Source organism: Sphingobium sp. RAC03 (genome assembly GCF_001713415.1).
Classification (GTDB): Bacteria; Pseudomonadota; Alphaproteobacteria; order Sphingomonadales; family Sphingomonadaceae; genus Sphingobium.
The window spans coordinates 1,440,375-1,464,985 of record NZ_CP016456.1 but is presented as its reverse complement, the minus strand read 5'-3'; the positions used below and the strand labels follow the sequence as shown (position 1 = coordinate 1,464,985).

Here is a 24,611-nt window from a genome sequence, read left to right as displayed (position 1 = left end):
GGGGCATGGCGCGCAAAAAACGCTATCTGACGGCCACGATGGCGGACGGCTATGTCAAGACGATCGGGCCTACGGCCGACCCCTTCACCCATTATTGGCGGATCGTCGCCTTGCTCGACAATGGCAAGACCGAGGTGTTCTGGGGCCATGCGCGATCGCTGGCCGAGGCGAAGAAGAAACGCGCGGCGGCCGAGGATGGCGCACGGATGCGGGGGTGGAAAAGCTATCAATTCGAGATAGCGGAACTGGTGGAGACGGTGCCTTAATCCGTTCGTTTCGAGCGAAGTCGAGAAACCAGCGCACAGGTTTCTCGACTTCGCTCGAAACGAACGGAGGTGGTTGACTCTAACCCCGATGCGGCCAGGCACCTGAGGCGTCAGCCTCGCATATATGCTCGGCGTCATTGGGATAGGGCAGGCCGCAGGCGCGGCAGGTGCTATAGTCGCCGAGCTTCAGGCCATGGCCCACCGCGACCCGCTCATCGAAGACATAGCAATCGCCCTGCCAGCGGCTTTCGCTCTCCGGCATTTCCTCCAGATAGCGCAATATCCCGCCCTTGAGGTGATAGACGTCATCGAAGCCGCGCGCCTTCACCAGCGCGGTGGATTTTTCGCAGCGTATGCCGCCGGTGCAGAACATCGCGATCTTGGGCGTGCGGCCCTGATCGCGGAGATTTTGCGCGAAATCGTCGAACCAGCCGGGAAAGTCGCGAAAGGCGCGGGTTTCGGGGTCGATCGCGCCTTCGAACGTGCCGATCGCGACTTCATAGGCGTTGCGCGTGTCGATGAGGATCGTGTCGGGATCGGCGATCAGCGTATTCCATGCGGCGGGGTCGAGATGCGTGCCCGCCTGGCTTGCAGGATCAAGGTCGCCGACGCCCAGCGTGACGATCTCCGGCTTCACCTTCACTTTCATGCGGGCGAAGGGCGCGCTATGGGCGGCGGAATATTTGACGTCCAGGTCGGCGCAGCCGGACAGGGTGCGGACATGGGCGACCAGCGTCGTGATCGCGTCGGCGCTGCCCGCCACCGTGCCGTTGATGCCTTCGCGCGCGACGATCAGCGTGCCGCAGGTGCCAAGATCGGCGCAGCGCGCGCGCAGATCAGCGGCGATGGCGTCTGGATCGGCCAGAGCGGCGAACCGGTAGAGGGCAGCTACGGTATAGGACATGGCGGTGGCCTATAGGGCTTTGCGCGGCCTCTTGAAAGCGGGCACGGACAAGCGCATAGGCGGGGCCATGGTTCCCCTTTCGTTCGCGGGGCACGACTTTCTGGCTCTGCCGGAAGCCGCGCTATTCTGGCCCTTGCACGGAGCGCTGCTGGTCGCCGACCTGCATTTCGAGAAGGCGAGCTGGTACGCCCGTTTCGGCCAGTTCCTTCCCCCCCATGACAGCCAGGCGACGCTGGACGTGATCGAGGCGCTGGTGGCGCGGACCGGCGCGCGGGCGGTCTGGTCCTTGGGCGACAGTTTCCATGATGCCGATGGCGCGGCGCGGCTGGACCCGCAGGCGCGTGGGCGGCTGGACGCGCTGACGCAGCGGCTGGACTGGACTTGGATCACTGGCAATCATGATGTCGGCGTGGCGGCGATGCCGGGGGGGCACCGGGTCGCCGAGGCGGAGGTCGGGGGAATATGGCTGCGGCATGAAGCGGCGCCCAGGGATGTCCGGCCCGAAATATCCGGCCATTTTCATCCCAAGCTGCGCCTATCGCTGCGCGGGCGGCATGTGGCGCGGCGCTGCTTCGTCGCGTCCGATACCAAGCTGATTCTGCCTGCGTTGGGGGCGCTCACGGGAGGGCTGGATGCAGGTCATGGCGAGATTCGGCGTGCCGTGGGGCCGGGTGCAGCCGCGCTGGTGCCGGTGGCGGACCGAATGCTCCGCTTTCCGTTATCGTAAGGCGACGCTACGGAAACCGGAAATTAAGCCGTTGCCGATAAGCAACAGGGCATGAACATTCTGTCATCGCATCCGCAAAAAAGCGCAGAAAAGCTAGGGTCTATTGCCTTAACCCGGCTGTGGCAGCATAATCACCAGCACGTCCCGACCCGGCAAAAAGCCGCGCGGACAGGAGAGGATTGACCATCATGACCAACCAGAGCCTTTGGGCATCGACCGCTGCGGTGATTGCGCTCGTCATGGGTGCAACCAGCGCGCAGGCGCAGGACGTCGCGGCACCGCAGGCCGCCGCCGAACAGGATGCGGCCGAGATCATCGTCACCGCCACCCGCCGCGCCAGTCCATTGTCGGACGTGCCGATCGCCGTGTCCGCCGTCAGCGCGCAGGCGATGCAGAATAGCGGCGCAAGCGATATCCGCACCCTCAACCAGCTCGCGCCTTCGCTGCTCGTTTCCTCCACCGGGTCCGAAGCCAATGCGTCGGCGCGTATCCGTGGTATCGGCACGGTCGGCGACAATCCCGGCCTCGAAAGCTCGGTCGCGGTGTTCATCGACGGCGTGTATCGCTCGCGCACCGGCGCGGGCCTCAACGAACTGGGCGAGATCGAACGGGTCGAAGTGCTGCGCGGGCCGCAGGGCACCCTGTTCGGCCGCAACGCATCGGCGGGTCTGATCAACATCATCAGCAAGGCCCCCGAACAGACGTTCAGCGCCAAGGGTGAGATCACCTATGGCAATTATGATTATTGGCGGCTGTCGGGCCGTGTCACCGGGCCGATCGCCGATGGTATCGCGCTCAGCCTGGACGGCGTATGGTCCAAGCGCGACGGTTTCTACAAGCTGGTGGATACCGCTGGCGCCACGGTCGGCGACACCAATGACCGCGACCGCTATTTCCTGCGTGGGCAGGCGCTGATCGAGCCGAATGACGATCTGTCGATCCGCCTGATCGGCGATTATACCAATCGCGATGAAAGCTGCTGCGGCGCAGCCTATACCGAAGCGCGCGAGCGCCGCCCGGCCGCAGGTGGCGGCTACACCGATGCGCCGTTCAATCGCATTGCCGCGATCCTGGAAGGGCAGGGCAGTGTAATCGCCGCCGACCCCTATGACCGGGAACTGACCATCACGCCTGGCCGCGATTATGTCAGCAAGCTGAAGGATTGGGGCGTATCGGGTGAGATCAATTATGATCTGGGCGGCGTGAAGCTGACCAGCATCACCGCCTATCGCGATTACAAGTCGAGCGACTATGGCGATTATGACTATAATCGCGCCGACCTGCTCTACCGCGACCCCAACACTTATCGCCAGTTCAAAACCTTCACGCAGGAATTGCGGGCGCAGGGTTCTGCCTTTGGCGATGCCCTCGACTGGTTGGTCGGTGGCTATTATGCCAATGAACGGCTGACTTTGCAGGATAATATCCGTTTCGGCGCGGACTATGGTCGCTTTGCCGCCTGCCGCCTGATGGCAGGAGCCAGCGTTAACAGTAATTTCACCGCGCAGCAACTCGCCGCCTGCGGCAGTGGCCTTGCCACCCAGCCATTGATCGCGGGGACACAGGCCAATCTCAATGCCGGGCTGACCGCGGCCCTCATCAATGCCGGCCTGCCAGCCGCCGTGGCCGCGGGCCAGGCGGGGGCGATCTCGACGGGCCTGGGGAATGGCCTGCGCGCGCTGGCCGCCATTCCGTCAGGCACCGGCGATACCGGTTCGATCTATCGGCAGAAGAGCGAAAATTGGGCGATCTTCACCCATAATATCATCCACGTCACCAACCGGCTCGATCTGACCTTGGGCCTGCGCTACACCCATGAAAGCAAGCGTTTTTCGGCGGACCTCAACAATAATAACGCGACCTGCGCGGCGTTGCAGTCCTCCGCTTTGCCGGGCCTGGCTACCAACCCGGCGCTGGGCAGCGCGGCAGCGCTGGCGGGCGGAATCCTGACGCTCGGATGCCTCGGCAATGCTTCGACCAGCCTCAACGCGCTCGACCTCAATGACAAGATCAGCGACGGCGAATTGTCGGGCACGGCGGTCCTGTCGTGGAAGGCGACCGACGATCTGCTGCTCTATGGCAGCTATTCGAAGGGCTATAAGGCGGGCGGCTTCAACCTCGACCGCTTCCAGTTGGGATCGACTGGCCTCAATGCCATTCCGGCGGTCTTTTCACCGCGCAGCAATGCCGACGTCGCCAGTCTGCGCTTTGCCGCCGAAAAGGTCGATGCGTTCGAAATCGGCCTGAAATACAGCCAGCCCAAATGGAGCGCGAACGTCGCCGCCTTCCGTCAGGAGTTCAAGAATTTCCAGCTGAACACCTTCAACGGCACCAGCTTCGTAGTGCAGAATATCAATGGCTGCGACAGCGCGCTGTCGGCGGCGCGGACCTGCGGCTCGGACGATGTCGGGCCTGGGCTGATCAGCCAGGGCGTCGAACTGGAAATGACCGCCACCCCGGCGCGCAATTTCCGCGTGACCGGCGGCTTCACCTATGCCGAAGCCAAGTTCGCCAGCCGTCTGGTCGGCAGCGGCGATGGCAGCGTGCCGCTTGACCCGGCACTGTTCCTGTTGCCCGGATCGATCAACAGCAATGCGCCCAAGATGGTGACGACCGCCAGCGCCGCCTGGACACCGGACATCGGCACGAGCGGCCTGTCGGCGCTCTTCTATGTCGATGGCCGCATGACCAGCGATTTCAACACCGGGTCTGACCTGTTCCCGGAGAAGAATCAGGACGGCTTCACCGTCGTCAATGCGCGCGTCGGCCTGCGTGGGCCGAACCAGCGCTGGGCGATCGAATTCTGGGGCCAGAATATCTTCAACCAGGATTATACCCAGGTGGCGTTCAGCAGCCCGCTCCAGTCAAGCAGTCCCGCAACCTCGACCACGGGTCAGTTCGCCCAGGGTGCGCCGATGGCCAATCAGCTGATCTCCGCCTACCTCGCCGAACCGCGCACCTACGGCATCACGTTGCGGGGGAGTTTCTGATCATTCCCCGCCCGCTCTTGGGCACGGGGCGGGCGGGGGTTGGACGATCGCCGAACAGGGCGGTGCCCACGCGAATATCGGTCGCGCCCAGCATGATGGCGGTTTCATAATCGCCCGACATACCCATCGACAGGCGCGGGAGGCCCTCCTCCCGCGCCATTTTTGCGAGCAGCGCGAAATATGGGGCGGGTTCGACATCCGCTGGCGGGACGGCCATCAGGCCGAGCAGCGGAATATCGGCGTCGCGCGCGGCGGCGATCAGCGCGGGCACGTCGGCGATGGCGCAACCGCCCTTCTGCTCCTCCGCGCCGATATTGACCTGAATATAACAGGGGACGCGCTTGCCCGCCGCGTCCATCGCCTTGGCCAGAGCGGTCAGCAGCGAGGGACGATCGAGGCTGTGGATGACATCGAAAAGCACTACCGCATCGGCCGCCTTGTTGGATTGCAACTGGCCGACCAGATGCAGCGCGATATCGGGGTGCTCGTCGCGCAGTGCTGGCCATTTCTCCTGGCTTTCCTGCACGCGATTTTCGCCGAATACGCGCTGCCCCGCCGCAATCAGCGGGCGGATGGCGTCGGCGCTCTGCGTCTTGGATACGGCGATCAGAGTGATATCCTCGCCGCTGCGATCGGTCAGGCGCGCAGCCCGATCGATGGCGTCGCGCAGGGCGGAGAGGCGGAGGGCGGCTTGCGGGCTGTCGGTCGTCATGCGCGCTGCTATAGGACAGGGTCATGACCCGCCGCCACCGCAAAAAACTGCCGACAATCTGGCTGATGACCGACGAGCGGGTCGCCGACGCGGCGTTACTGGCGGCGGTGGCGCGTTTGCCCAAGGGGCGAGCGGGAATCGTGTTCCGGCATTACCGGACGGAAGGGAAGGCGCGGCGAGCGTTATTCGAGGCGGTGAGGCAGGTGGCGCGGCAACGGCGGCTGGTGCTGCTGCTGGCGGGCGATGGGCGGACGGCGGCCGCGTGGCGGGCCGATGGCTGGCATGGGCGCGACACAAGGCGGGCAGGGGGGCCGATGCTGCACAGCATGGCCGCGCATGACGCGCGCGAGGTGATGGCGGCACGGCGGGGCAGGGCGGACATGGTCTTCGTATCGCCCCTCTTCCCCACTCGATCGCATCCGGGGGCGGCCAGCTTGGGTCGGGTGCGCTTTACCGCCCTGGCGCGGCAGGCGGATAGGCCGGTGATGGCGCTGGGTGGGGTGAAGCCGCAGCACCAACGGATGCTGCGCGGGATCGGCGCGGAGGGCTGGGCAGCGATCGATGGGCTGGTGGGGGGCAACGCGATTGTTTAGCGTAGCCGCTCTGTGCCTTATGGGCGGGCTCTACTGGCAGCTTGTTTGTCAGATTGCAGGCGTCGCGGAACCATGGGACGCAGCCGGTTACTGGACGCTTTGGTATCCCGTTTCGCTTCTTCTATCCGGGATTGCAGGCTGGTTGCGCAAGAGCCATGGCTGGTACGCAGGCGCGTTGTTGACCTTCGCCCAGCTTCCCATCCTGTGGATGAAAAATGATACGGATGTTTTGTGGCCCGTAGCGCTCTTGTTTCTGGGCCTGTTGGCTGTGCCTGCCACCGCGATTTCCGCATTAGCGGGCTGGTTCACCGATCGCGCATGATCACGGCCTGTGCGCCACGATCTGACATAAACCGCAAATTCTGAAACGACGAATCAGCCTGCGCGGTTGACCATTAGATCAACCGCCGACCTTCACTCAACCCGCAAGCCGATCAGAATTTGAAGATGGTGCCCAGATACACGGCCTGGCTGTCCTGCCGGTCGTCGGTCATCGGGGTCAGGCGACCCGCGACATTATTATTGTAGCGCACGCCGGCCGTGACGTTCAGGTTGCGCGTCAGCGAGTAGGAGCTGGCGAGATCCAGCGAATAATCCTTCTCCGCGCCGGGGTTGCGGGTCGCGGCGACGGCATCGCGGCGGGTTTCGATCAGCATTTTGGTGCTGAAGCGATCCTTCTTGGCGTCATCCAGCGAGAAATTCTTGGCATCGACCATGGTTTCGACCGGCACCGGATCGAGCGGCTTACGGCCGAGCGATTCGGGCAGCGCGAACTTGCGCCAGTTCTGCGCACCGTTCAAGCTGAACGCGACCGGCTTGATGTCGATCGGGTCGATCGTGCGGGCCACGGCGACACGTTCCCCGCTGGCGCGGACCATCACGGTGATCGACCGTTCGCCGCTCAGCGACCCGCTGGTCGGTGTGAAACGAAAGCCCTGACGATTGGCGGACGCAGCGATTTTCGCATAAGCGGCGGCCAGTTGCGGATCTTTGGTAGTGGGGGTGAAGGAGGAGATGCTGCCCAGAGCGCCGAGCGACACGGGTGCGTCGATCTGCATCTGGACGAGCTTGTTGGCCGCGCCGATCGCCGGAGACAGCATGAAGCCGGTCACGGTCAATACCGCTCCCGCCAATGCCAGATGTCCCCTTTGTACGCGCATGACCCGATTCTCGCCCCTGTTCCTTGTTATGCGTAACGCTCTACACGGGGAAAGCCTCCATTGGCTAGGGGGCGGCGGGCTTTTTGTCGGAGCTGTTGCAAGGAACACACAGAGTTTGAAAAGGCAGCGATGGCACGGCGAAACGAGGATCGCCCCGTCCCGACGCAGCGCCCCTTGCCCAACGCTGCATGGCCACTATAGAAGCAGCCTGTTTTTCGTCATTTTCCAAGCTAGGACATGCCTGATGGTCCGCCGTTTTCCCGCCCCTGTTTCCGCCGGCCTGCTGCTGGTCGCGCTTTTGCCGTTGGCCGCCTGCGGTGGCGGGTCCAAGGATCGGCCCAAGGCGGACCTTGCCGCGTCGAAAGTGACGACGATCGGCGTCAACGCCTATCTGTGGCGCGCGGCGCTCGACACGATTTCCTTCATGCCGCTTGTGCAGACCGATTCGAACGGCGGCGTGATCGTGACCGACTGGTACGCCAACCCCAACAGCCCCAATGAACGGATGAAGCTGACCGTGTCGATCCTCGACCAAGATCTGCGCGCCGACGCGCTGCGCGTCGCGGCCAGCCGCCAGGTGAGCCAGAACGGCCAGTGGCTCGACGCGCCGGTGAAGGCCGCGACCGTGCAGAAGCTGGAAGAGGTGATCCTGACCAAGGCCCGCGACCTGCGCCGCACGTCGATTGGCGGCTGATTCTTCTTCGCTTGGGCGGCGCGCAGGCGACGCCCAAGTTTTTTGACGGTTCGGGGCTGGGCTTGCAAAGGCCCAGCCCCCTCGCATTTGGGTAGGACGTGAATATGCAAAGGCGCTTCAATCCGCTGGAGGCCGACGCCCGCTGGCAGGCGATCTGGGACGAGCAGCAGAGCTTCGAGGCCGACGATATGTCGGACAAGCCGCGCAGCTATGTGCTGGAGATGTTCCCTTATCCGTCGGGCCGCATCCATATCGGCCATGTCCGCAACTATTCGATGGGCGACGTTCTGGCGCGGTTCCGCCGGATGACGGGGCATGAAGTGCTGCACCCGATGGGCTGGGACGCCTTTGGCATGCCGGCCGAAAATGCCGCGATGGAGAAGAAGGTCCATCCTGGCAAATGGACCTATGAGAATATCGCCAACATGAAGGCGCAGCTCAAGAAATTGGGCTTTGCGCTGGACTGGAGCCGCGAACTCGCGACCTGCCACCCCGATTATTATGGCCATGAACAGGCGTTGTTCCTGGACATGCTCGAAGCGGGCTTGGTCTATCGCAAGGAAAGCGCGGTCAATTGGGACCCGGTCGATATGACCGTGCTGGCCAATGAGCAGGTGATCGACGGCAAGGGCTGGCGGTCGGGCGCGACGGTCGAGAAGCGCAAGCTATCCCAATGGTTCCTCAAAATCACCCAGTTCGCCGACGACCTGTTGGAAGGGCTGAAGAGCCTCGACCAGTGGCCCGAAAAAGTGCGGACGATGCAGGAGAATTGGATCGGCAAGTCGGTCGGCCTGCAATTCCACTTCAAGCCGGTTGCGCCGTTCGACCAGGCGATAGAGGTCTATTCGACCCGGCCCGATACGATCTTCGGCGCCAGCTTCGTCGCGATCGCCGCCGACCATCCGGTCGCGCAGCAGGTTGCGGCCGCAAACCCGGACGCGCAGGCCTTCATCGATCTGTGCAAGGCGGGCGGAACGACGGCGGCCGAACTGGAAACGGCCGAAAAGCTCGGCTTCGACACGGGCCTGACCGTCACCCATCCGTTCGATCCCGACTGGCAGTTGCCGGTGTTCATCGCGAATTTCGTGCTGATGGATTATGGCACCGGCGCAGTGATGGGCGTCCCCGCGCATGACCAGCGCGACCTCGACTTCGCGCGCAAATATATGCTGCCGGTCGAACGTGTCGTGGCTGCTGAGGGCGACGAAGCCAAGCCGATTCACAACGAAGCCTATGTCGGGCCGGGCAAGTTGGTGAACAGCCGCTTCCTCGACGGCATGAGCGTGGAGGACGCGAAGGCCGCTGTCATCGCCCGCGCACAATCCGAAGGCTGGGGCGCGGGCAAGACCGTGTTCCGCCTGCGCGACTGGGGCGTGTCGCGCCAACGCTATTGGGGCACGCCGATACCGGTGATCCATTGCGAGACTTGCGGCGCGGTGCCGGTGCCCAAGGCGCAGTTGCCGGTCGTCCTGCCCGACGATGTGACCTTCGACATTCCGGGCAACCCGCTCGATCGCCATCCGACCTGGAAGCATGTGGACTGCCCGAAGTGCGGCAAGGCGGCGGTGCGGGAAACCGATACGCTCGATACGTTCGCGGATTCGAGCTGGTATTTCATCCGCTTCGCCAGCCAGCCCAAGGACAAGCCGTTCGACCGGGAAACGGTCGAAAAATGGCTGCCGGTCGGCCAATATATTGGCGGGGTCGAACATGCGATCCTGCACCTGCTCTACGCGCGCTTCTGGACGCGGGCGTTGCAGCATATGGGGCAATTGGGCTTTGCCGAGCCGTTCACCGGCCTGTTCACGCAGGGGATGGTGACGCATGAAACGTACCGACGAGTTTATCCGCTTCCTCCCGAAACAAACACTGATGGTATTCCGCCAGAAATGCACGCTGTCTTAGGTGAGTGGTTGGCACCTGGAGAAGTCGAACAGAGAGACGGGGCTTGGTTCACGCTGGATAATGGTTCTCGCGTTGAGCGTGGCCGTGTCGAGAAGATGTCCAAGTCCAAGAAGAATGTCGTCGATCCCGATGACATCATCGCCCAATATGGCGCGGACGCGGTGCGCTGGTTCATGCTGTCGGACAGCCCACCCGAACGCGACCTGCCCTGGACCGAAAGCGGGATCGAGGGATCGTGGCGCTTCGTCAATCGCTTGTGGCGTCTGTTCGGTCAGATCGAGGCCGGGGCGGAAGGCACCGACAAGGTGCTCGACCGCAAACTGCATCAGACGATCGACGGCATCGCCAGGGATATCGAGGCGCTGTCCTTCAACAAGGCGGTCGCCAAGATCTACGAACTGGCCAATGCCGTCGAGAAAGCCGCGCCGTCCGCATCGCGCAACGCCGCCATCCGCGCGCTCGCGCTGCTGGTCGCGCCGATGACGCCGCATCTCGCCGAAGAAGCCTGGGCCGATATGGGAGAAACCGGCCTGATCGCCGATGCCGCCTGGCCCACGGTCGATCCGGCGCTGCTGGTCGATGACGAAGTCACCATCGCCTGCCAGGTGATGGGCAAGCTGCGCGACACCATCACCGTGCCCAAGGGGACGGCGAAAGACGAACTGGAGCGGCTGGCGCTCGCCGCGCCCAATGTCATGCGGATATTGGATGGCGCGACGCCTAAGAAGATCATCGTCGTGCCCGATCGTCTGGTGAATCTGGTTATTTAGGTGCAAAATCCGTTCGCCCTGAGCGAAGTCGAAGGGCTTTGCTGAGCGGAGGCGAAGCAGCTTCGCTCCGCTCAGCAAAGGGCTTCGACAAGCTCAGCCCGAACGGATAAGGGTTCTGGTCATGAAGCGTCTCCTCCTCCTTCTCGCCATCCCCCTCCTGCTGACCGGCTGCGGCCTTCGCCCGGTCTATGGCGGGGGAACGCAGGGCGCGGTGGCGCAGGCGTTGGGCAATGTCGATGTCGCGCCGATCGAGGGGCGCGGTGGCTGGCTCGTCCGCAATGCGCTCAACGATCGGCTGGGCGCGATGAGCGGCGGCAGCGGTCCGCGCTACAAGCTGGTAGTGAAACTGGATGACCAGATCACCGGCTTCGGCCTGCGCGCCGACGCCGCCGTCACCCGCGAACGGCGCACCCTGCGCGCGCGCTACCAGTTGATCGACGAAGCGACCGGCGCGCAAATCCTCGACGACACCGCCGGGTCGGACGCGGGCATTGACGTGACATCCAGCGAATATGCGACGATCGCGGCCGAAGACACGGCGCTGGAGCGGCTGTCGCAGACGGTGGCGGATCAGATCGTCACCCGGCTCGCGCTGTTTTCACGCAAGGCGGCCAATCCTTGAAGGCCAATCGCGGCCAGATCGAAAAGGCGCTCGACGCCCCGCCTGCCGACGTCCGCTTCTTCCTGCTCTACGGTCCCGACGATGCGGGCAGCCAGGCGCTGCTCAAGCGGCTGGAGCGGGCGATGGGGCCGCAGGCCGAACGCATCGACCTCGACGGATCGACGCTGCGCGACGATCCCGCCCGGCTGGCGGATGAAGCCGCGTCCTTTTCGATGTTTGGCGACCGGCGCTGGATTCGCGTCAATGGCATGGGGGAGGAATCCTTGCCCGCGCTGACCGCGCTGCTCGAAAGCCCGGCGGCGGGCAATCCGGTCGTAGCCGTGGCGGGCGCGCTCAAGGCCACGTCGAAGCTGCTCAAGCTGGCGCTGGACCATAAGGCGACGCTGGCCTTCATCTCCTACCAGCCCGACGCGCGCGAGGCCGAGCAGATCGCCATCGCCATCGCCCGCGAAGGCGGCCTGCGCCTCTCGTCGGACCTCGCACGGCGGATCGTGGCGCTCGCCAATGGTGATCGCGCGCTGATGCAGGGCGAGGTCGAGAAGCTGATCCTCTATCTCGACGCTGCGCCCAACCGGCCGTGCGAAGCGACGGCGGAGGCTTTGGATGCGCTGTCGGCGGATAATCCCGATACGGAGGTCGCGCCGCTGGTCAATGCGGTGCTGGGTGGTGACCTAAAGGCCATGCACCATGAGCTGACGCGGCTGCAGGAAACCAGCACGGCGATGGCGTCGGTCATCCGCCCGCTGATGACCCGCGCGATGCTGATCGCCAATATCCGTACCAGTTTCGACGCCAGCGGACGGTTGGAAACAGCGATGGAGGCGGCAGGCAAGGCTGTGTTCTGGAAGGAAAAAGGGCTGGTGTCGCGCCAGGTGCGGCTGTGGGACAGCCATGGCATCGCGCGCGTGATCCAGCGCCTGCTGGAAGCCGAACGCGCCACCCGGTCGGGCCGGGGCACGGGCGACCTGCTGGTGCGCCACGAATTGCTAACCATCGCGCGGCAGGCGGCGCGGGAACGATAGGGCGGGAACGATAGGGCGGGTCTGGGCGCTTTGAAGGGCTGAACAGGTCGCGACTTGGTGGTATGACCGGCCCACCGCGTCCGCGCGCAACAAAGGCAGCGCATCATTTCCCTTCCCGCCACGATCCACGCCATCGGCACGGCCGTCCCGGACACCGACATCCACCCGGCCTTCATCGACTGGGCGGGCGAACGGATCGCCGACCGGCGCGAACGGGCATTGTTCACACGGATGGCACAGCGCAGCGGGATCCAACATCGTTGGTCGGTGCTGGACGGCGGCACCGGATCGCCGACCGCGCAAGGCGGCTTTTATGGCGGGCCATGGCCGACCACGGCGCAGCGCATGGCCATCTATGCCGACGCCGCGCCGATCCTGGCCACGCGCGCGGTGGCGGCGCTCGCCGACCAGGTGGCGATCGACGGCATCACCCATTTGGTGGTCGCCAGTTGCACGGGCTTCATCGCACCGGGAATCGACCAGAAGCTGGTGACGATGCTGGGGCTGGACCCGACGGTCGAGCGGCTGATGGTCGGCTATATGGGCTGCTATGCCGCAATCGTCGCGTTGCGATCCGCGCGCCATATCGTGCGATCGGAACCGGATGCGCGGGTGCTGGTGGTGTGCGTGGAACTCAGCAGCCTGCATCTGCAGGACGATGCGCGGGTCGAACCATTGCTGGCGATGCTGCAATTTGGCGATGGCGCGGCGGCGGCGCTGGTGAGCCCGGCGGCGGGCGGCATCACGCTCGGCCAGCCCTTCGCCATGACCGTGCCCGATACGGAGGCGCTGATCCGCTGGGATTTGGGCGACCATGGTTTCGCCATGCATTTGTCGGGCGAAGTGCCCGGCGCGATCGCGCAGGCGCTCGCCGGAACGATCACCTTGCCGATTCCGGCGCAAAGCATCGATCTGTGGGCGGTCCATGCCGGGGGCCGTTCGATCCTCGACGCGGTAGCCCGCGCGCTCGATCTCGCCCCCCACGCGCTCGACCATAGCCGCGCCGTGCTGCGCGCCTTTGGCAATATGTCGTCGGCGACGCTGATGTTCGTGCTGGCGCGCATCTTGGCGGGCAATGCGCGCGGGCAGGGGATGGCGCTGGCCTTCGGGCCGGGGCTTGCGGCCGAAGGCCTGACCTTCCACCGGGCGGACGCATGAAGCGATCGCTGGCGCAGGAGCAGATGGATGCGGCCGACCTGCCCGAAGCCGTCTATGCACGGGTGCTGGCCGATCTCGACCGGGTCAATCGCGTCACGCTGGCGGCGCGGCCGACGCTCCGCTTTCTCGATCGCGCGGTGACCGGCCCGTTCCGGCTGCTGGACGTCGGCTATGGCGATGGCGGCATGCTGCGGCGGATAGCGGCCTGGGCGAAGCGGCGTGGCATTGCCTGCACGCTCGTCGGTATCGACCTCAACCCGCGCAGCCAGGCCGTGGCGCAGGCGCGCACCGACCCGACGCTGGCCATCGACTATCGCACCGGCGACTATGCCGCGCTGGCGGATGAACCATGGGACATCATTATCTCCAGCCTGGTCACCCACCATATGGATGGGGCGGAGCGGCTGGCGTTCCTGCATTTCATGGAGGATCAGGCGCGCATGGGATGGTTCGTCAACGACCTGCATCGCCACAGCTTTGCCTATCATGGCTATCCACTGCTCGCCCGCCTGCTCGGCGTCCATCCGATCGTCCGCGCCGACGGGCAATTGTCGATCGCGCGCAGCTTCGTGCCCGGTGAATGGCGGGCGATGCTGGGGGCGGCGCGTATCGGGGACGCACGGATCGAGCGTGTCTTCCCCTTCCGGCTATGCGTCGCCCGGCAACGATGAAGCCGCCACTGATCCTCGGCGCAGGCCCGGCCGGTGCAGCGGCGGCGCTGCGGCTCGCACGGCTGGGGGCGGAGCCGCTGTTGATCGATCGGCAACAGGTGCCGGGGGACGCGCTATGCGGTGGGTTCCTCAGTTGGGCGACGATCGCGCAGATCAAGGCGCTGGGCATCGACGCGGCCACGCTCGGCGGCCACCGGATCGACCGGCTGGCTTTGTTTGCGGGCGGGCAAGAGATAGAACTACCGCTCCCCGCGTCCGGCATGGGGCTGTCGCGGCACCGACTCGACACGCTGCTGCGCGCCGCCGCGACCGAGGCTGGGGTGATGTTCCGGCTGGGCCATGCCGTGCGCACGCTGACGCCGACCGCGATCACGCTGGACGATGGGCAGGCGCTCGACTGGGACAGCCTGTTCCTCGCCACCGGCAAGCATGATGTGCGCGGCGCGGCCCGGCCCCGTCACGGCGCACACCCCGAACTCGGCTTGCGGTTGCGTCTGCCCGCCAGCCCTGCGCGGCAGCGCCTGATCGGCGGTCGCATCGAACTCCATTGGGTCGAGGGCGGCTATGTCGGCCTGTTGTTGCAAGAGGATGGCAGCGCCAATCTCTGCATGGCGGTGCGCAAGAGCCGCTTGATCGAAGCGGGTGGCCGTCCGCTCGGCCTGATCGCGGCGCTGGCCAATCGCTCGCCCGCGCTGGCCGATCGGCTGGGGGATGTGCCCGCCCACGCCAGCATCGATGCGATCGGCGATGTCCCCTATGGCTGGCGCGCGATCACGACCTGGCCGGGGCTCTATCGACTTGGCGATCAGGCGGCGGTGATCCCGTCGCTGGCAGGGGAGGGGATCGGTATCGCGCTCGCCAGCGCCGCAGAGGCCGTGGCGCAATGGCAAGCGCAGGGACGCGACGGCGCAGAGCGCTATCAACGCCATTTCGCGCGGCGGGCGCTGCTTCCCTTGCGCGCGGCGGCGGGTTTTCGCGCGCTGGGGCGCTATCCCGGCCTGCTCCGTGTCCTGAGCGCAACACCGGGGGCCGCAGGTCTTGCCATGCGCCTCACTCGCATCGCCGATGCTTGATCGCCGCGCCCGGCATGCCCATATTGCCGCCATGGAAAAGCTGACTCTGACCGATGCGGAATGGCGCGCGCGCCTCTCGCCTGAACGCTATCATGTGCTGCGCGAAGGCGGCACCGAGCGGGCCTTTACCGGCAATCTCAACGCCAACAAGGTCGATGGCCGCTATTATTGCGCGGGCTGCGGCACCGAATTATTCGACGCCGAGGAAAAATATGACAGCGGTTCCGGCTGGCCCAGTTTCACAGCGCCAGTGGATATCGATGCGGTCGAGGAAATCCGCGACGTCAGCCATGGCATGGTCCGCACCGAAGTCCGCTGCGCCAAGTGCGACGGGCATCTGGGCCATGTCTTCCCCGATGGTCCAGGCGTCAACGGCCAGCGCTATTGCATGAACAGCGCCTCGCTCGACTTCAAACCGCGCCAGGACGACTAACCGTTCATCGTCCGTAAAGCGGCTATCGTCATGGAGACGATCACGGCAATTTTCCCGGCAAAGCGTCTAAATCACGCTGGCCGGGGCCGGGATTAGCGCGTATCCGGGGCGGCACAGATGGCAGGATCAGGCAAGAGCAAGGGCGCGCCCAGCCGCGCGAAGACATGGGCGTTGCGCACGGTGAAGATCGGCGTGGCGGCGGCGGTGGCGGGCCTGCTGGCGATCGTGATCGCGGTGGTTATCGCGCTCCAATCGCTGCCCGATTATGGCAGCCTCAAATCCTCCCCTAATGGCCAGATGATCCGCGTCCATGCCGCTGATGGCAGCGTGATCGTGTCGTTGGGGCCGAGCTTTGGCCGCTGGCTCGACTATGACCAGATCCCGCAAGTGATGATCGACGCGATGGTGTCGACCGAAGACAAGCGCTTCTATCATCATCCCGGCGTGGATCCGGTCGGCATGGCGCGCGCGGCCTGGGTCGCGGTCGAAAATCGCGGCACCGGCCGCCGCCTGCAGGGCGCATCGACCATCACCCAGCAGGTGACGCGCAACATTTTCCTCAACAACAGCTATAGTTTCGGCCGCAAGATCCGCGAGATGGTGCTGGCCCTGGCGTTGGAGCGCAAATTCTCCAAGCGGCAGATCCTCGAACTCTATTTGAACAAAGTCTATTTCGGCGGCGGCGCTTATGGCATCGACGCCGCCAGCCGCAAATTCTTCGGCCATCCCGCCACCACGCTCGACCTGCCCGAAGCGGCGATCGTCGCAGGGCTGGTCAAGGCGCCATCCAGCTATTCCCCCACCGCCGATGCGGAAGCCGCGATCGGCCGAGCGGGCGTGGTGCTGGACCTGATGGTGCAGAATGGCGTCATCAGTGCGGCGGACAAGGCGGCGGCCGACATTGCCAATGTCGCGCTCGCGCCCGAACCGCCGCAGAACAGCGTGCGCTATTTCACCGACTGGGCGCTGCCGCAGCTCGATGTGCTGATCGACGAGTCCAACGAACCGCTGGAAGTCTACACCACCATCGACCTCAGCATGCAGAATGCGGCCACGGCGGCGATCAAGGCCAATGTGCCGTCGGGCACGCAGGGCGCTTTGGTCAGCCTGGACCGCGATGGCGCCGTGCGCGCGCTGGTCGGCGGCCTCGATTATGTGACGTCCAACTATAACCGCGCGACCACAGCGACGCGGCAGCCTGGGTCTGCGTGGAAAATCTTCGTCTATATGGCCGCGCTGGAAGCGGGCTATACCCCTGATACCGGCGTCACCGACGAGCCGGTCGATATCAACGGCTGGAAGCCGCGCAACAGCTCCGGGCGCTTTTCGGGCGATATCGATATCCGCACCGCCTTCGCCTATTCGATCAACACCGTCGCGGCGAAGCTGGGTGTCGAGGTCGGCTTCCCGACCGTGGCCGACATGGCTCGCCGCTTTGGCGTGACGACGCCGATCAACACCCATCCCTCGATGGTGCTGGGCACGTCCGACGTCCGCCTGATCGACATGACCCGCGCCTTCGCCTCGATCGCGCGCAAGGGCATTGCCGTCACCCCCTATGGCATTACCAAGGTGACGACGGCGGACGGCCGCCTACTCTACGAGCATCAGGATGATACCAGCCGCGTGCTGGTCGCCCCCTGGGTCGCGGCGGGCATGACCGACCTGATGCAGACCGCCGTGTCCACCGGCACTGGCAAGGCGGCGCAGATCGGCCGCCCCGTGGCGGGCAAGACCGGCACGACCAGCAGCAACAAGGATGGCTGGTTCTTAGGGTTTTCCAGCGGCATCACCACCGGCGTATGGATGGGCCGCGACGATGCGCGCGCCGTGGTCGTGCTGCAGGGTGGTCGTGCCCCCGCCCGCGCCTTTGCCGATTATATGAAGGTCGCCGTCGCCAAACGCCCCGTGGAACAGTTCGAAACCGAAGTCACCTTGCCCGAATGGCAGTTGGAGCCGGACGAGGAAGCCTATTATGGCGCGCCTGATGGCGAGGCCGAGGGCGGCATGATGGTCGATGAGAATGGATTCCCGATCGAACGCCCCCGTCCCCCGGCGATGGAAGACGAGGGTGACGAGCAACAGCTTGAGGTGGACCCGGAGGATCGGCAACAGCCGCCCCAGCAGATCGACCAGCAATGGATCGACAATGTGCTGGGCCGCGACCGTGATCGTCAGCGCCAGCCACCCCCGCGTCCCAACCCTTATCCTTGAGGCGCGCGCCTAAGGGCGGACGTCGTTGGCCGCCAACTGCGTCTTGTCGAGCGCGCTTGCATCGGGCAGCAGGAAGTCCACTTTGCCCCGGCCGAAGTCGATCGCGACCCGGTCGAACAGTCGCAACGCGCTGATGCCCAGCAACAGCGCCGGCTTGTCCGCCATGCCCAGTTCCGCAAAGGGGCTGGCATCGACGAACAGCACCGGCACGTCGATCAGGTTGACCCGGCCCATCCGCACTGCCTTGATCCGCCCCACTTCGCCGGTCAGCGTACCGCCGGTCACGCTGGTCAGCGACGCGGTGAGCAATTCAGGCGCGCGCTTCTTCGCGATCAGCTTGTTACGTAGCGCCATGTTGCCGATGCTGAAATTGGTGCCGGTGTCGAGCATGATGGCCACGCGCATGCCGTTGACGTTGGAATCGAGCAGGATCAACTGACCGCGTTTGCGCCGCGCCTCCACCACGATCGTATCGGGATCGACCCTGGCGCTCCGGCGCGCATTGCTGCTGGCGATCGCCATTTGCCCGCTGCGGAAATTCAGCGTCACCCGCTTGGCGTGCAGGCTGTCCAGCCCCAGCAGGCCCGGCGCGCCCAGATGCTCGCCCTCCAGCACCGGGGCTTCGATATCGTCGATCGTGCCGCCCGCAAAGCCCAGCCGCGGCACCGCGACCGTCGTCGCTTCCGACCGGCCGGTCATGCTGATGATGGTGACATTGGTCCGCGCGGGCAGGGCCAGCTGCTCCGCCAGGTCGCGGGCGATCACGGTGCGCTGCGACCCGGTATCGATGATGAAGTTCCACGGCCCCTTACCATCGATATGGATGGGGATGGTCACCCGCGCATCGAGCGAGGGGCCGGTGCGGACGACGGCGGGCGGAATGTCGGGGTCAAGCGCGGGGACGTCCTGCGCGGCCAGTGGCATCCACGCCGTCGCCAGCCCGATCGCCAGTCCCGCCAAGCGCACGGCGCGCAACCCTGCGCGGTGCCGTCTCATGTCCGCATCCTTTCCGCTTATCTTATGCGCATTCCATAGCATGAATCCCGGTCATCGCGCCAGCGTCACCCTTGGCCCCGAATCGCCGCTGCGCCGCGCTTTCCCGACCCGTTCGGCGCACTCCTGCCTTGACTTGGCGGGCCGCGCCTCGCTAAATGCGCGCACGATCGACCTTGCCTGTTCGCGGCAAGCGTCTGGCAGCGTCCTGCTCGCCTGTTTCTCGCCGTTTCCGGCGCCTGTCTCCCTCTCGTCATCGGACCGACTCGCAATGCATCTCAAGGACCTTAAGAAAACAGCGCCCGCCGACCTCGTGCAGCTTGCTGAGGAACTGGGCGTCGAGGGCGCGTCGACCCTGCGCAAGCAGGATCTGATGTTCGCGATCCTCAAGGCTGAGGCGGAAAATGGCGAGCAGATCATGGGCGAAGGCACGATCGAAGTGCTGCCCGATGGCTTCGGTTTCCTGCGCAGCCCGGAAGCGAACTTCCTGGCCGGTCCCGACGATATCTATGTGTCCCCCAACCAGGTCCGTCGCTTCGGCCTGCGCACCGGCGACACGGTGGACGGCGAAATCCGCGCGCCCAAGGACGGCGAGCGCTATTTCGCTTTGGTGAAGCTCAACACCGTCAATTTCGACGATCCCGATGTGGTCCGTCATCGCGTCAATTTCGACAATCTGACGCCGCTCTATCCCGAATCCAAGCTGACGCTCGATCCGGGCGATCCGACCCAGAAGGACAAGTCGGCGCGCGTCATCGACATCGTCTCGCCCCAGGGCAAGGGCCAGCGCACGCTGATCGTCGCGCCGCCGCGCGTCGGCAAGACGGTGATGCTGCAGAATATCGCCAAGGCCATCACCGACAATCATCCCGAAGTCTTCCTGATCGTCCTGCTGATCGATGAGCGCCCGGAGGAAGTCACCGACATGCAGCGCAGCGTGAAGGGCGAGGTCGTGTCCTCCACCTTCGATGAGCCTGCTACCCGCCACGTCCAGGTCGCCGAAATGGTGATCGAAAAGGCCAAGCGCCTGGTCGAGCATAAGAAGGATGTCGTCATCCTGCTCGATTCCATCACCCGCCTCGGCCGCGCCTACAACACCGTCGTCCCGTCGTCGGGCAAAGTGCTGACCGGCGGCGTGGACGCTAATGCGCTCCAGCGGCCCAAGCGCTTCTTCGGTGCCGCGCGCAATATCGAGGAGGGCGGCTCGCTCTCCATCATCGCCACCGCGCTGATCGACACTGGCAGCCGCATGGACGAAGTCATCTTCGAAGAATTCAAGGGCACCGGTAACTCGGAAATCGTGCTGGATCGCAAGGTCGCCGACAAGCGCATCTTCCCGGCGCTCGACGTTGGCAAGTCCGGCACCCGCAAGGAAGAGCTGCTGGTCGACAAGGGCACGCTCAGCAAGATGTGGGTGCTGCGTCGCATCCTGATGCAGATGGGCACGATCGACGCGATGGAGTTCCTGCTCGACAAGATGAAGGATTCAAAGACCAACGAGAATTTCTTCGATTCGATGAACCAGTGACGGCGTGAAGGGGACTAGACGGACATGACCGATATTTGGGGCCATATCGTCACGGATTTTGCCGGGCTGTTTTCCGGCAGCGGATCGGCCTGGCTGGCTTTTGGCCAGGTGATCCTGATCGACATCGTGCTGGCGGGCGACAATGCGATCGTCATCGGTGCGCTGGCGGCGGGCCTGCCCGCCGATCAGCGCAAGAAGGTGATCCTGATCGGGATCATCGCCGCGCTGGTGCTGCGCATCGGCTTTGCGCTGGTGGTGACGCAGTTGCTGCAGCTGATCGGCCTGGTTTTTGCGGGCGGCGTCCTGCTGTTCTGGGTCGCCTGGAAAATGTATCGCGAAATCGGCCATGGCGGCGAAAGCGCCGGGTCGCCGGAAATCGAAGGCGACGAACATTCGGGCATGAAGCCCGCCAAGAGCTTCGCCGCCGCTGCCTGGGCGGTCGCCGTGGCCGACGTGTCGATGAGCCTCGACAATGTGCTGGCTGTCGCCGGCGCAGCGCGCGATCATCCGGGCATCCTGATGGTCGGGCTGGTGATCGCCGTCGGCCTGATGGGTATCGCTGCCAACATCATCGCCAAATATATCGAGCGCTATCGCTGGATCGCCTGGGTCGGCCTGCTGGTCATCCTCTATGTGGCCAGCACGATGATCTATACCGGGATCACCGATCAGGAAGTCGGGTTGCTGCAGCTGTTCCGCTAAGTCGCTGATCGAACGTAAAAAGGGGGGGCGAAACCATCATGGTTTCGCCCCCCCTTTTTCGTGTCTGCTGTCCGCCCTGATCAGGGTAGCAGGATCGTCGCGCCGGTCGTCTGCCGTGCCTCCAGTGCCCGGTGCGCCTCTGGTGCATCGGCAAGCGCGAAGCGCTGACCGATCACCGCGCGCACCACGCCGCGCTGCATCCGGTCGAACAGCCGGTCGGCCGTATGCGCCAGCGCCTCCGCCGTTGCGACATAGTCGAACAGCGTCGGGCGCGTGACATAGAGCGACCCGCCCTTGCTCAAGTCCAGCAGGCTGATCGGCGGCACCGCACCCGATGCATTGCCATAGCTCACCATCAACCCACGGCGTTTAAGGCTGGCCAGCGAAGCCGCCCAACTATCCTTGCCGACACCGTCATAGACGACATCGACGCCTTGGCCGCCGGTCAGGTCGCGAACGGCCGCGGCCAGATCGGCGAACGGACCATGGAGGCTATGGTCGGCATCGACCAGCGCGGCCTTTTCCGCCGACCCGCAATGGGCGATAACGACCACACCCTTGTCGCGCAGCCACGGCACCAGGACTGACCCGACCCCGCCCGCCGCTGCATGGACCAACGCGACCTGCCTGGCCGCCAGATCGACCGTGTCTTCGGCGAGGTAACAGGCGGTCATGCCCTTGAGCATCATCGCCGCAGCATCCTCGCTCGACACGCCATCGGGGATTTTCACTGCGCGCTCGGCCGCGACGATGCGGTGGCTGGCATAGGCGCCCAGCCCATGCGCGCAGCCGACCCTGTCACCGACGGCAAAGCCCGACACGCCCGGTCCGACTGCAACGACATGGCCTGCCCCCTCCGACCCCAAGGGGGTAGGGAGGGGGGCAGGGTAGAGGCCGGTGCGATAATAGGTGTCGATGAAGTTCAGCCCGATCGCCTCCTGCGCGATCAGCAATTCGCCGTCACCCGGCACGCCCGGATCGAAATCCTCGCGCGCGATGACCTCCGGCCCGCCATGGCTGCGGGCCACCATCCGCCAGGCATCGGCCATCAGGCGAGATGCTCGGCGAAGAAATCGGCGGTGCGCTGGTCGGCCAGCTCAGCCGCTTCCTCGTCGCGTCGGCTGCCCATCTCGGCGGCGAACCCATGGTCCAGCCCGTCATAGTCATGCAGGACAATATGCCGGTTCGACTCCAGCCCCTCATGCATCGCCTTCTGCGCATCCGGCAGGACGAAATGATCGGCGGTCGGAATGTGCAGCATGACGGGCTTTCCGATCGCCTTCGCTTCGCCCAGCAAGCCGTCGATCCCGACGCCATAATAGGACACAAACGCATCGCCATCGGTACGGCACGCCGCCATGAACGCCAGCCGCCCGCCAAGGCAATAGCCGACCAGCCCAACCTTGCGGCCATCCACCGTCGCACGCGCGGCCTTGATCGTCGCTTCGATGTCGCGGATCGCCTGATCCTGATTGAGCTTCTGCATATGGCCAAGCGCGGCCTGAAATTCCTCAGGCACATCGGCATCCAGTTCGACATGCGGCGTCTCGCGCCAGAACAGGTCGGGGGCATAGGCGACATAGCCTGCCTTTGCCCAATTATCGCATTTGCGGCGGATGCCTTCGTTCACGCCGAAAATCTCCTGGATGACGATGATCGCCGCCTTGGCCTCGTCGCCTTCCGGTCGTGCCACATAAGCGTCGAACCGGGCACCGCCCTCCAGCGTCTCGATCGGGGTAAAGCCTGTCATGTCGCATTCCTCTTCGCGGTTGGGCCATAGGGGCTCGCCCGCATATTGGCGCATCGCGGTAGGCGCGCAACCATCGACCGACGCAAAAAATTTGCCACCATGCGCCTGTTTGCGGCATGACGGGAAACAGACGATAGAAGAGAACCAGAAGGGCCAGGATTATGAAGGTAACGGTCGATGTGGATTGCAGCCCAGCCGAGGCGCGCGCCTTTCTCGGCCTGCCCGATGTGACGCCCATCCACGACAAATATATCCGCACCGTCCTCGACAGTTTCGAAGGGGTCGGCAATGTCGAGCAGATGGAAACCCTGTTCAAGAGCTTCTCGCCGATGGGCGATGCGGGTGTGCGCCTATTCCAGCAAATGATGAATATCGGCCTGTCCGGCATGGGCGGGGCAAGCGACAAGAAATAGGATCGTCGCCACCCGATGACTGACACGATTTTCGCCCTGTCCAGCGGCGCGCCGCCCGCAGGGATTGCGGTGGTGCGGGTCAGCGGATCACGCGCCCGCGCGGCGCTGGAAAGTCTCGCCCAGCGCGTCCCGCCACCGCGTCAGGCCAGCCTTGCCTTACTTACCGACCCGCAGGATGGCGCACCGTTGGACCGCGCGCTCATCCTGTGGCTGCCCGGCCCCGGCACGGTGACCGGCGAGGATCTGGTCGAACTCCATTGCCATGGCGGCCGCGCTGTCGTCGCGGCGGTCGAGGCGGCGTTGGCCGCAATGCCGGGTCTGCGCCGGGCGCAAGCGGGGGAGTTCACCCGCCGCGCCTTTCTCAATGGTCGGATGGATCTCAATGCGGTCGAGGGCCTGTCAGACTTGCTCGCCGCCGAGACCCAGCAGCAACGCCGGGCCGCGCTGATGATGGCTGAAGGGCATTTCTCGCGCCGGGTCGAAGGCTGGCGGCGTACATTACTCGACCTGTCGGCCATGGCCGAAGCGGCGCTCGATTTCTCCGACGAGGATGATGTACCCGACGCTGCAATCGAACGGCGGATCGGTACGGGCATCGCGGCGCTTGGGGAAGAGATCGGCACCGCCCTTGCTGCGCCCTCGGCCGAGCGGTTGCGCGATGGCATCCGCGTCGTGCTGGCGGGTCCACCCAATGCAGGCAAGTCGACCCTGCTTAATGCGCTGGTGGGGCGCGACGCGGCAATCGTGTCCGACATTGCCGGAACGACGCGCGACCGCATCGAAGTGCCTGCGGCGATCGGCGGCACCGCCTTACTCTTCACTGACACCGCAGGCCTGCACGAGGGGACCGGCGACGCGATCGAGGCGATCGGCATGGACCGCGCGCGCGCGGCGCTCGACGCGGCGGACATCATCCTATGGTTGGGCGATGCGGCTGATCTGCCGCGCGCCGATGCGCTGTTGATCGCTGCGCAATGCGATCGTGATGCGACCCGGCCGGGCCTGCAATTGTCCGCACAAACAGGGGAGGGGATGGACAGCCTAGTCACCACCCTGCTTGATCGCGCCGCGCAACTCTTGCCGGGCGAGGGCGACTATGCCCTTCACGCCCGCCAGCGTGCGCGGGTCGGTGAATTGCTCGCCCATGTCGACGCCGCACGGCACAGCGATGACTTGCTCGTCATCGCCGAAGAGCTGCGGCAGGCGCGTCGCGCGATTGACGCGCTCACCGGGCAGGCGGGGACTGAGGACATGCTCGACCGTCTCTTTTCGGGCTTCTGCATCGGCAAATAGCGCGATGTTCCACGTGGA

General features: G+C 64.9%; 24 protein-coding genes. 18 read left to right on the top strand and 6 right to left on the bottom strand.

Annotated elements, in window-relative coordinates; translation table 11 throughout:
* The first annotated feature begins 5 nt into the window (after positions 1-5).
* The gene (locus BSY17_RS11655) at positions 6-266 is read left to right on the top strand and encodes a hypothetical protein (protein WP_069065623.1); all 261 of its coding nucleotides are present in this window, start codon (positions 6-8) and stop codon (positions 264-266) included.
* A gap of 79 nt (positions 267-345) precedes the next feature.
* Here the strand turns inward: BSY17_RS11655 and trhO are convergent, their stop codons facing one another.
* Complete coding sequence (gene trhO / locus BSY17_RS11650) at positions 346-1,170, bottom strand: oxygen-dependent tRNA uridine(34) hydroxylase TrhO (protein ID WP_069065622.1); 825 nt, start codon at positions 1,168-1,170, stop codon at positions 346-348.
* A gap of 67 nt (positions 1,171-1,237) precedes the next feature.
* On the opposite strand from trhO, the gene pdeM reads away from it, so the two are divergent.
* Entirely contained in the window at positions 1,238-1,897 is a 660-nt protein-coding gene (gene pdeM / locus BSY17_RS11645; protein ID WP_069066928.1) for a ligase-associated DNA damage response endonuclease PdeM, read from the top strand.
* 188 nt (positions 1,898-2,085) lie between these two features.
* Positions 2,086-4,887, top strand: a complete 2,802-nt coding sequence (locus BSY17_RS11640; RefSeq protein WP_069065621.1) for a TonB-dependent receptor — start codon at positions 2,086-2,088, stop codon at positions 4,885-4,887.
* On the opposite strand, the gene BSY17_RS11635 is transcribed toward BSY17_RS11640, so the two are convergent.
* Positions 4,865-5,599, bottom strand: coding sequence for a YggS family pyridoxal phosphate-dependent enzyme (locus BSY17_RS11635; RefSeq protein ID WP_069065620.1), 735 nt, complete (start codon positions 5,597-5,599; stop codon positions 4,865-4,867). The genes BSY17_RS11640 and BSY17_RS11635 overlap by 23 nt on opposite strands.
* Positions 5,600-5,622: 23 nt before the next feature.
* On the opposite strand from BSY17_RS11635, the gene BSY17_RS11630 reads away from it, so the two are divergent.
* Both BSY17_RS11630 and BSY17_RS11625 read left to right on the top strand, forming a co-directional pair.
* Complete coding sequence (locus BSY17_RS11630) at positions 5,623-6,192, top strand: thiamine phosphate synthase (RefSeq protein WP_069065619.1); 570 nt, start codon at positions 5,623-5,625, stop codon at positions 6,190-6,192.
* A gap of 19 nt (positions 6,193-6,211) precedes the next feature.
* Positions 6,212-6,514, top strand: a complete 303-nt coding sequence (locus BSY17_RS11625; protein ID WP_069065618.1) for a hypothetical protein — start codon at positions 6,212-6,214, stop codon at positions 6,512-6,514.
* 112 nt (positions 6,515-6,626) lie between these two features.
* Here the strand turns inward: BSY17_RS11625 and BSY17_RS11620 are convergent, their stop codons facing one another.
* A complete protein-coding gene (locus tag BSY17_RS11620) occupies positions 6,627-7,352 on the bottom strand; it encodes a hypothetical protein (protein WP_069065617.1) in 726 nt (241 codons plus the stop codon).
* A 244-nt stretch (positions 7,353-7,596) separates the two neighbouring features.
* Here BSY17_RS11620 and BSY17_RS11615 point away from each other — a divergent pair, with 244 nt between their 5' ends.
* From BSY17_RS11615 to BSY17_RS11575, 9 genes are all read left to right on the top strand, one after another.
* On the top strand, positions 7,597-8,046 hold the full coding sequence (locus BSY17_RS11615) for a DUF3576 domain-containing protein (RefSeq protein ID WP_037474366.1): 450 nt from the start codon (positions 7,597-7,599) through the stop codon (positions 8,044-8,046).
* A gap of 104 nt (positions 8,047-8,150) precedes the next feature.
* Positions 8,151-10,721 (top strand): leucine--tRNA ligase, encoded by a 2,571-nt coding sequence (leuS, locus tag BSY17_RS11610; RefSeq protein WP_069065616.1) that lies wholly within the window; start codon positions 8,151-8,153, stop codon positions 10,719-10,721.
* A gap of 121 nt (positions 10,722-10,842) precedes the next feature.
* A complete protein-coding gene (lptE, locus tag BSY17_RS11605) occupies positions 10,843-11,343 on the top strand; it encodes an LPS assembly lipoprotein LptE (protein ID WP_069065615.1) in 501 nt (166 codons plus the stop codon).
* On the top strand, positions 11,340-12,365 hold the full coding sequence (gene holA, locus BSY17_RS11600; RefSeq protein WP_069065614.1) for a DNA polymerase III subunit delta: 1,026 nt from the start codon (positions 11,340-11,342) through the stop codon (positions 12,363-12,365). Before lptE ends, holA begins: the two co-directional genes overlap by 4 nt.
* A 105-nt stretch (positions 12,366-12,470) precedes the next feature.
* Positions 12,471-13,523, top strand: coding sequence for a type III polyketide synthase (locus BSY17_RS11595; protein WP_069065613.1), 1,053 nt, complete (start codon positions 12,471-12,473; stop codon positions 13,521-13,523).
* On the top strand, positions 13,520-14,194 hold the full coding sequence (locus BSY17_RS11590) for a methyltransferase domain-containing protein (protein WP_069065612.1): 675 nt from the start codon (positions 13,520-13,522) through the stop codon (positions 14,192-14,194). Before BSY17_RS11595 ends, BSY17_RS11590 begins: the two co-directional genes overlap by 4 nt.
* Positions 14,191-15,267, top strand: coding sequence for an NAD(P)/FAD-dependent oxidoreductase (locus BSY17_RS11585; RefSeq protein ID WP_237236526.1), 1,077 nt, complete (start codon positions 14,191-14,193; stop codon positions 15,265-15,267). The genes BSY17_RS11590 and BSY17_RS11585 overlap by 4 nt, the downstream gene beginning before the upstream one ends.
* A gap of 31 nt (positions 15,268-15,298) precedes the next feature.
* Complete coding sequence (gene msrB / locus BSY17_RS11580; protein ID WP_069066927.1) at positions 15,299-15,700, top strand: peptide-methionine (R)-S-oxide reductase MsrB; 402 nt, start codon at positions 15,299-15,301, stop codon at positions 15,698-15,700.
* Between the two features lie 117 nt (positions 15,701-15,817).
* Entirely contained in the window at positions 15,818-17,914 is a 2,097-nt protein-coding gene (locus BSY17_RS11575; RefSeq protein ID WP_069065610.1) for a transglycosylase domain-containing protein, read from the top strand.
* 9 nt (positions 17,915-17,923) lie between these two features.
* Here the strand turns inward: BSY17_RS11575 and BSY17_RS11570 are convergent, their stop codons facing one another.
* Positions 17,924-18,910 (bottom strand): retroviral-like aspartic protease family protein, encoded by a 987-nt coding sequence (locus tag BSY17_RS11570; protein WP_069066926.1) that lies wholly within the window; start codon positions 18,908-18,910, stop codon positions 17,924-17,926.
* 268 nt (positions 18,911-19,178) lie between these two features.
* On the opposite strand from BSY17_RS11570, the gene rho reads away from it, so the two are divergent.
* Together rho and BSY17_RS11560 are read left to right on the top strand one after the other, a co-directional pair.
* On the top strand, positions 19,179-20,435 hold the full coding sequence (gene rho / locus BSY17_RS11565; protein ID WP_037478949.1) for a transcription termination factor Rho: 1,257 nt from the start codon (positions 19,179-19,181) through the stop codon (positions 20,433-20,435).
* A gap of 24 nt (positions 20,436-20,459) precedes the next feature.
* Complete coding sequence (locus BSY17_RS11560; protein ID WP_043151875.1) at positions 20,460-21,137, top strand: TerC family protein; 678 nt, start codon at positions 20,460-20,462, stop codon at positions 21,135-21,137.
* An 80-nt stretch (positions 21,138-21,217) separates the two neighbouring features.
* Here the strand turns inward: BSY17_RS11560 and BSY17_RS11555 are convergent, their stop codons facing one another.
* Both BSY17_RS11555 and BSY17_RS11550 read right to left on the bottom strand, forming a co-directional pair.
* Positions 21,218-22,186, bottom strand: a complete 969-nt coding sequence (locus BSY17_RS11555; protein ID WP_237236525.1) for a quinone oxidoreductase family protein — start codon at positions 22,184-22,186, stop codon at positions 21,218-21,220.
* Entirely contained in the window at positions 22,186-22,887 is a 702-nt protein-coding gene (locus tag BSY17_RS11550) for a dienelactone hydrolase family protein (RefSeq protein WP_069066924.1), read from the bottom strand. Before BSY17_RS11550 ends, BSY17_RS11555 begins: the two co-directional genes overlap by 1 nt.
* Before the next feature lie 161 nt (positions 22,888-23,048).
* On the opposite strand from BSY17_RS11550, the gene BSY17_RS11545 reads away from it, so the two are divergent.
* Both BSY17_RS11545 and mnmE read left to right on the top strand, forming a co-directional pair.
* Positions 23,049-23,300 (top strand): DUF6489 family protein, encoded by a 252-nt coding sequence (locus BSY17_RS11545; protein WP_037472701.1) that lies wholly within the window; start codon positions 23,049-23,051, stop codon positions 23,298-23,300.
* A 15-nt stretch (positions 23,301-23,315) separates the two neighbouring features.
* The gene (gene mnmE / locus BSY17_RS11540; protein ID WP_069065609.1) at positions 23,316-24,593 is read left to right on the top strand and encodes a tRNA uridine-5-carboxymethylaminomethyl(34) synthesis GTPase MnmE; all 1,278 of its coding nucleotides are present in this window, start codon (positions 23,316-23,318) and stop codon (positions 24,591-24,593) included.
* The last annotated feature ends 18 nt before the right edge of the window (positions 24,594-24,611 follow it).

Coding starts and splice junctions, on each gene's coding strand:
- BSY17_RS11655 (WP_069065623.1), top strand. CDS start 6: ATGGCGCGCAAAAAACGCTATCTGACGGCCACGATGGCGGACGGCTAT.
- trhO (WP_069065622.1), bottom strand. CDS start 1,170: ATGTCCTATACCGTAGCTGCCCTCTACCGGTTCGCCGCTCTGGCCGAT.
- pdeM (WP_069066928.1), top strand. CDS start 1,238: ATGGTTCCCCTTTCGTTCGCGGGGCACGACTTTCTGGCTCTGCCGGAA.
- BSY17_RS11640 (WP_069065621.1), top strand. CDS start 2,086: ATGACCAACCAGAGCCTTTGGGCATCGACCGCTGCGGTGATTGCGCTC.
- BSY17_RS11635 (WP_069065620.1), bottom strand. CDS start 5,599: ATGACGACCGACAGCCCGCAAGCCGCCCTCCGCCTCTCCGCCCTGCGC.
- BSY17_RS11630 (WP_069065619.1), top strand. CDS start 5,623: ATGACCCGCCGCCACCGCAAAAAACTGCCGACAATCTGGCTGATGACC.
- BSY17_RS11625 (WP_069065618.1), top strand. CDS start 6,212: ATGGGCGGGCTCTACTGGCAGCTTGTTTGTCAGATTGCAGGCGTCGCG.
- BSY17_RS11620 (WP_069065617.1), bottom strand. CDS start 7,352: ATGCGCGTACAAAGGGGACATCTGGCATTGGCGGGAGCGGTATTGACC.
- BSY17_RS11615 (WP_037474366.1), top strand. CDS start 7,597: ATGGTCCGCCGTTTTCCCGCCCCTGTTTCCGCCGGCCTGCTGCTGGTC.
- leuS (WP_069065616.1), top strand. CDS start 8,151: ATGCAAAGGCGCTTCAATCCGCTGGAGGCCGACGCCCGCTGGCAGGCG.
- lptE (WP_069065615.1), top strand. CDS start 10,843: ATGAAGCGTCTCCTCCTCCTTCTCGCCATCCCCCTCCTGCTGACCGGC.
- BSY17_RS11590 (WP_069065612.1), top strand. CDS start 13,520: ATGAAGCGATCGCTGGCGCAGGAGCAGATGGATGCGGCCGACCTGCCC.
- BSY17_RS11585 (WP_237236526.1), top strand. CDS start 14,191: ATGAAGCCGCCACTGATCCTCGGCGCAGGCCCGGCCGGTGCAGCGGCG.
- msrB (WP_069066927.1), top strand. CDS start 15,299: ATGGAAAAGCTGACTCTGACCGATGCGGAATGGCGCGCGCGCCTCTCG.
- BSY17_RS11575 (WP_069065610.1), top strand. CDS start 15,818: ATGGCAGGATCAGGCAAGAGCAAGGGCGCGCCCAGCCGCGCGAAGACA.
- BSY17_RS11570 (WP_069066926.1), bottom strand. CDS start 18,910: ATGAGACGGCACCGCGCAGGGTTGCGCGCCGTGCGCTTGGCGGGACTG.
- rho (WP_037478949.1), top strand. CDS start 19,179: ATGCATCTCAAGGACCTTAAGAAAACAGCGCCCGCCGACCTCGTGCAG.
- BSY17_RS11560 (WP_043151875.1), top strand. CDS start 20,460: ATGACCGATATTTGGGGCCATATCGTCACGGATTTTGCCGGGCTGTTT.
- BSY17_RS11555 (WP_237236525.1), bottom strand. CDS start 22,186: ATGGCCGATGCCTGGCGGATGGTGGCCCGCAGCCATGGCGGGCCGGAG.
- BSY17_RS11550 (WP_069066924.1), bottom strand. CDS start 22,887: ATGACAGGCTTTACCCCGATCGAGACGCTGGAGGGCGGTGCCCGGTTC.
- BSY17_RS11545 (WP_037472701.1), top strand. CDS start 23,049: ATGAAGGTAACGGTCGATGTGGATTGCAGCCCAGCCGAGGCGCGCGCC.
- mnmE (WP_069065609.1), top strand. CDS start 23,316: ATGACTGACACGATTTTCGCCCTGTCCAGCGGCGCGCCGCCCGCAGGG.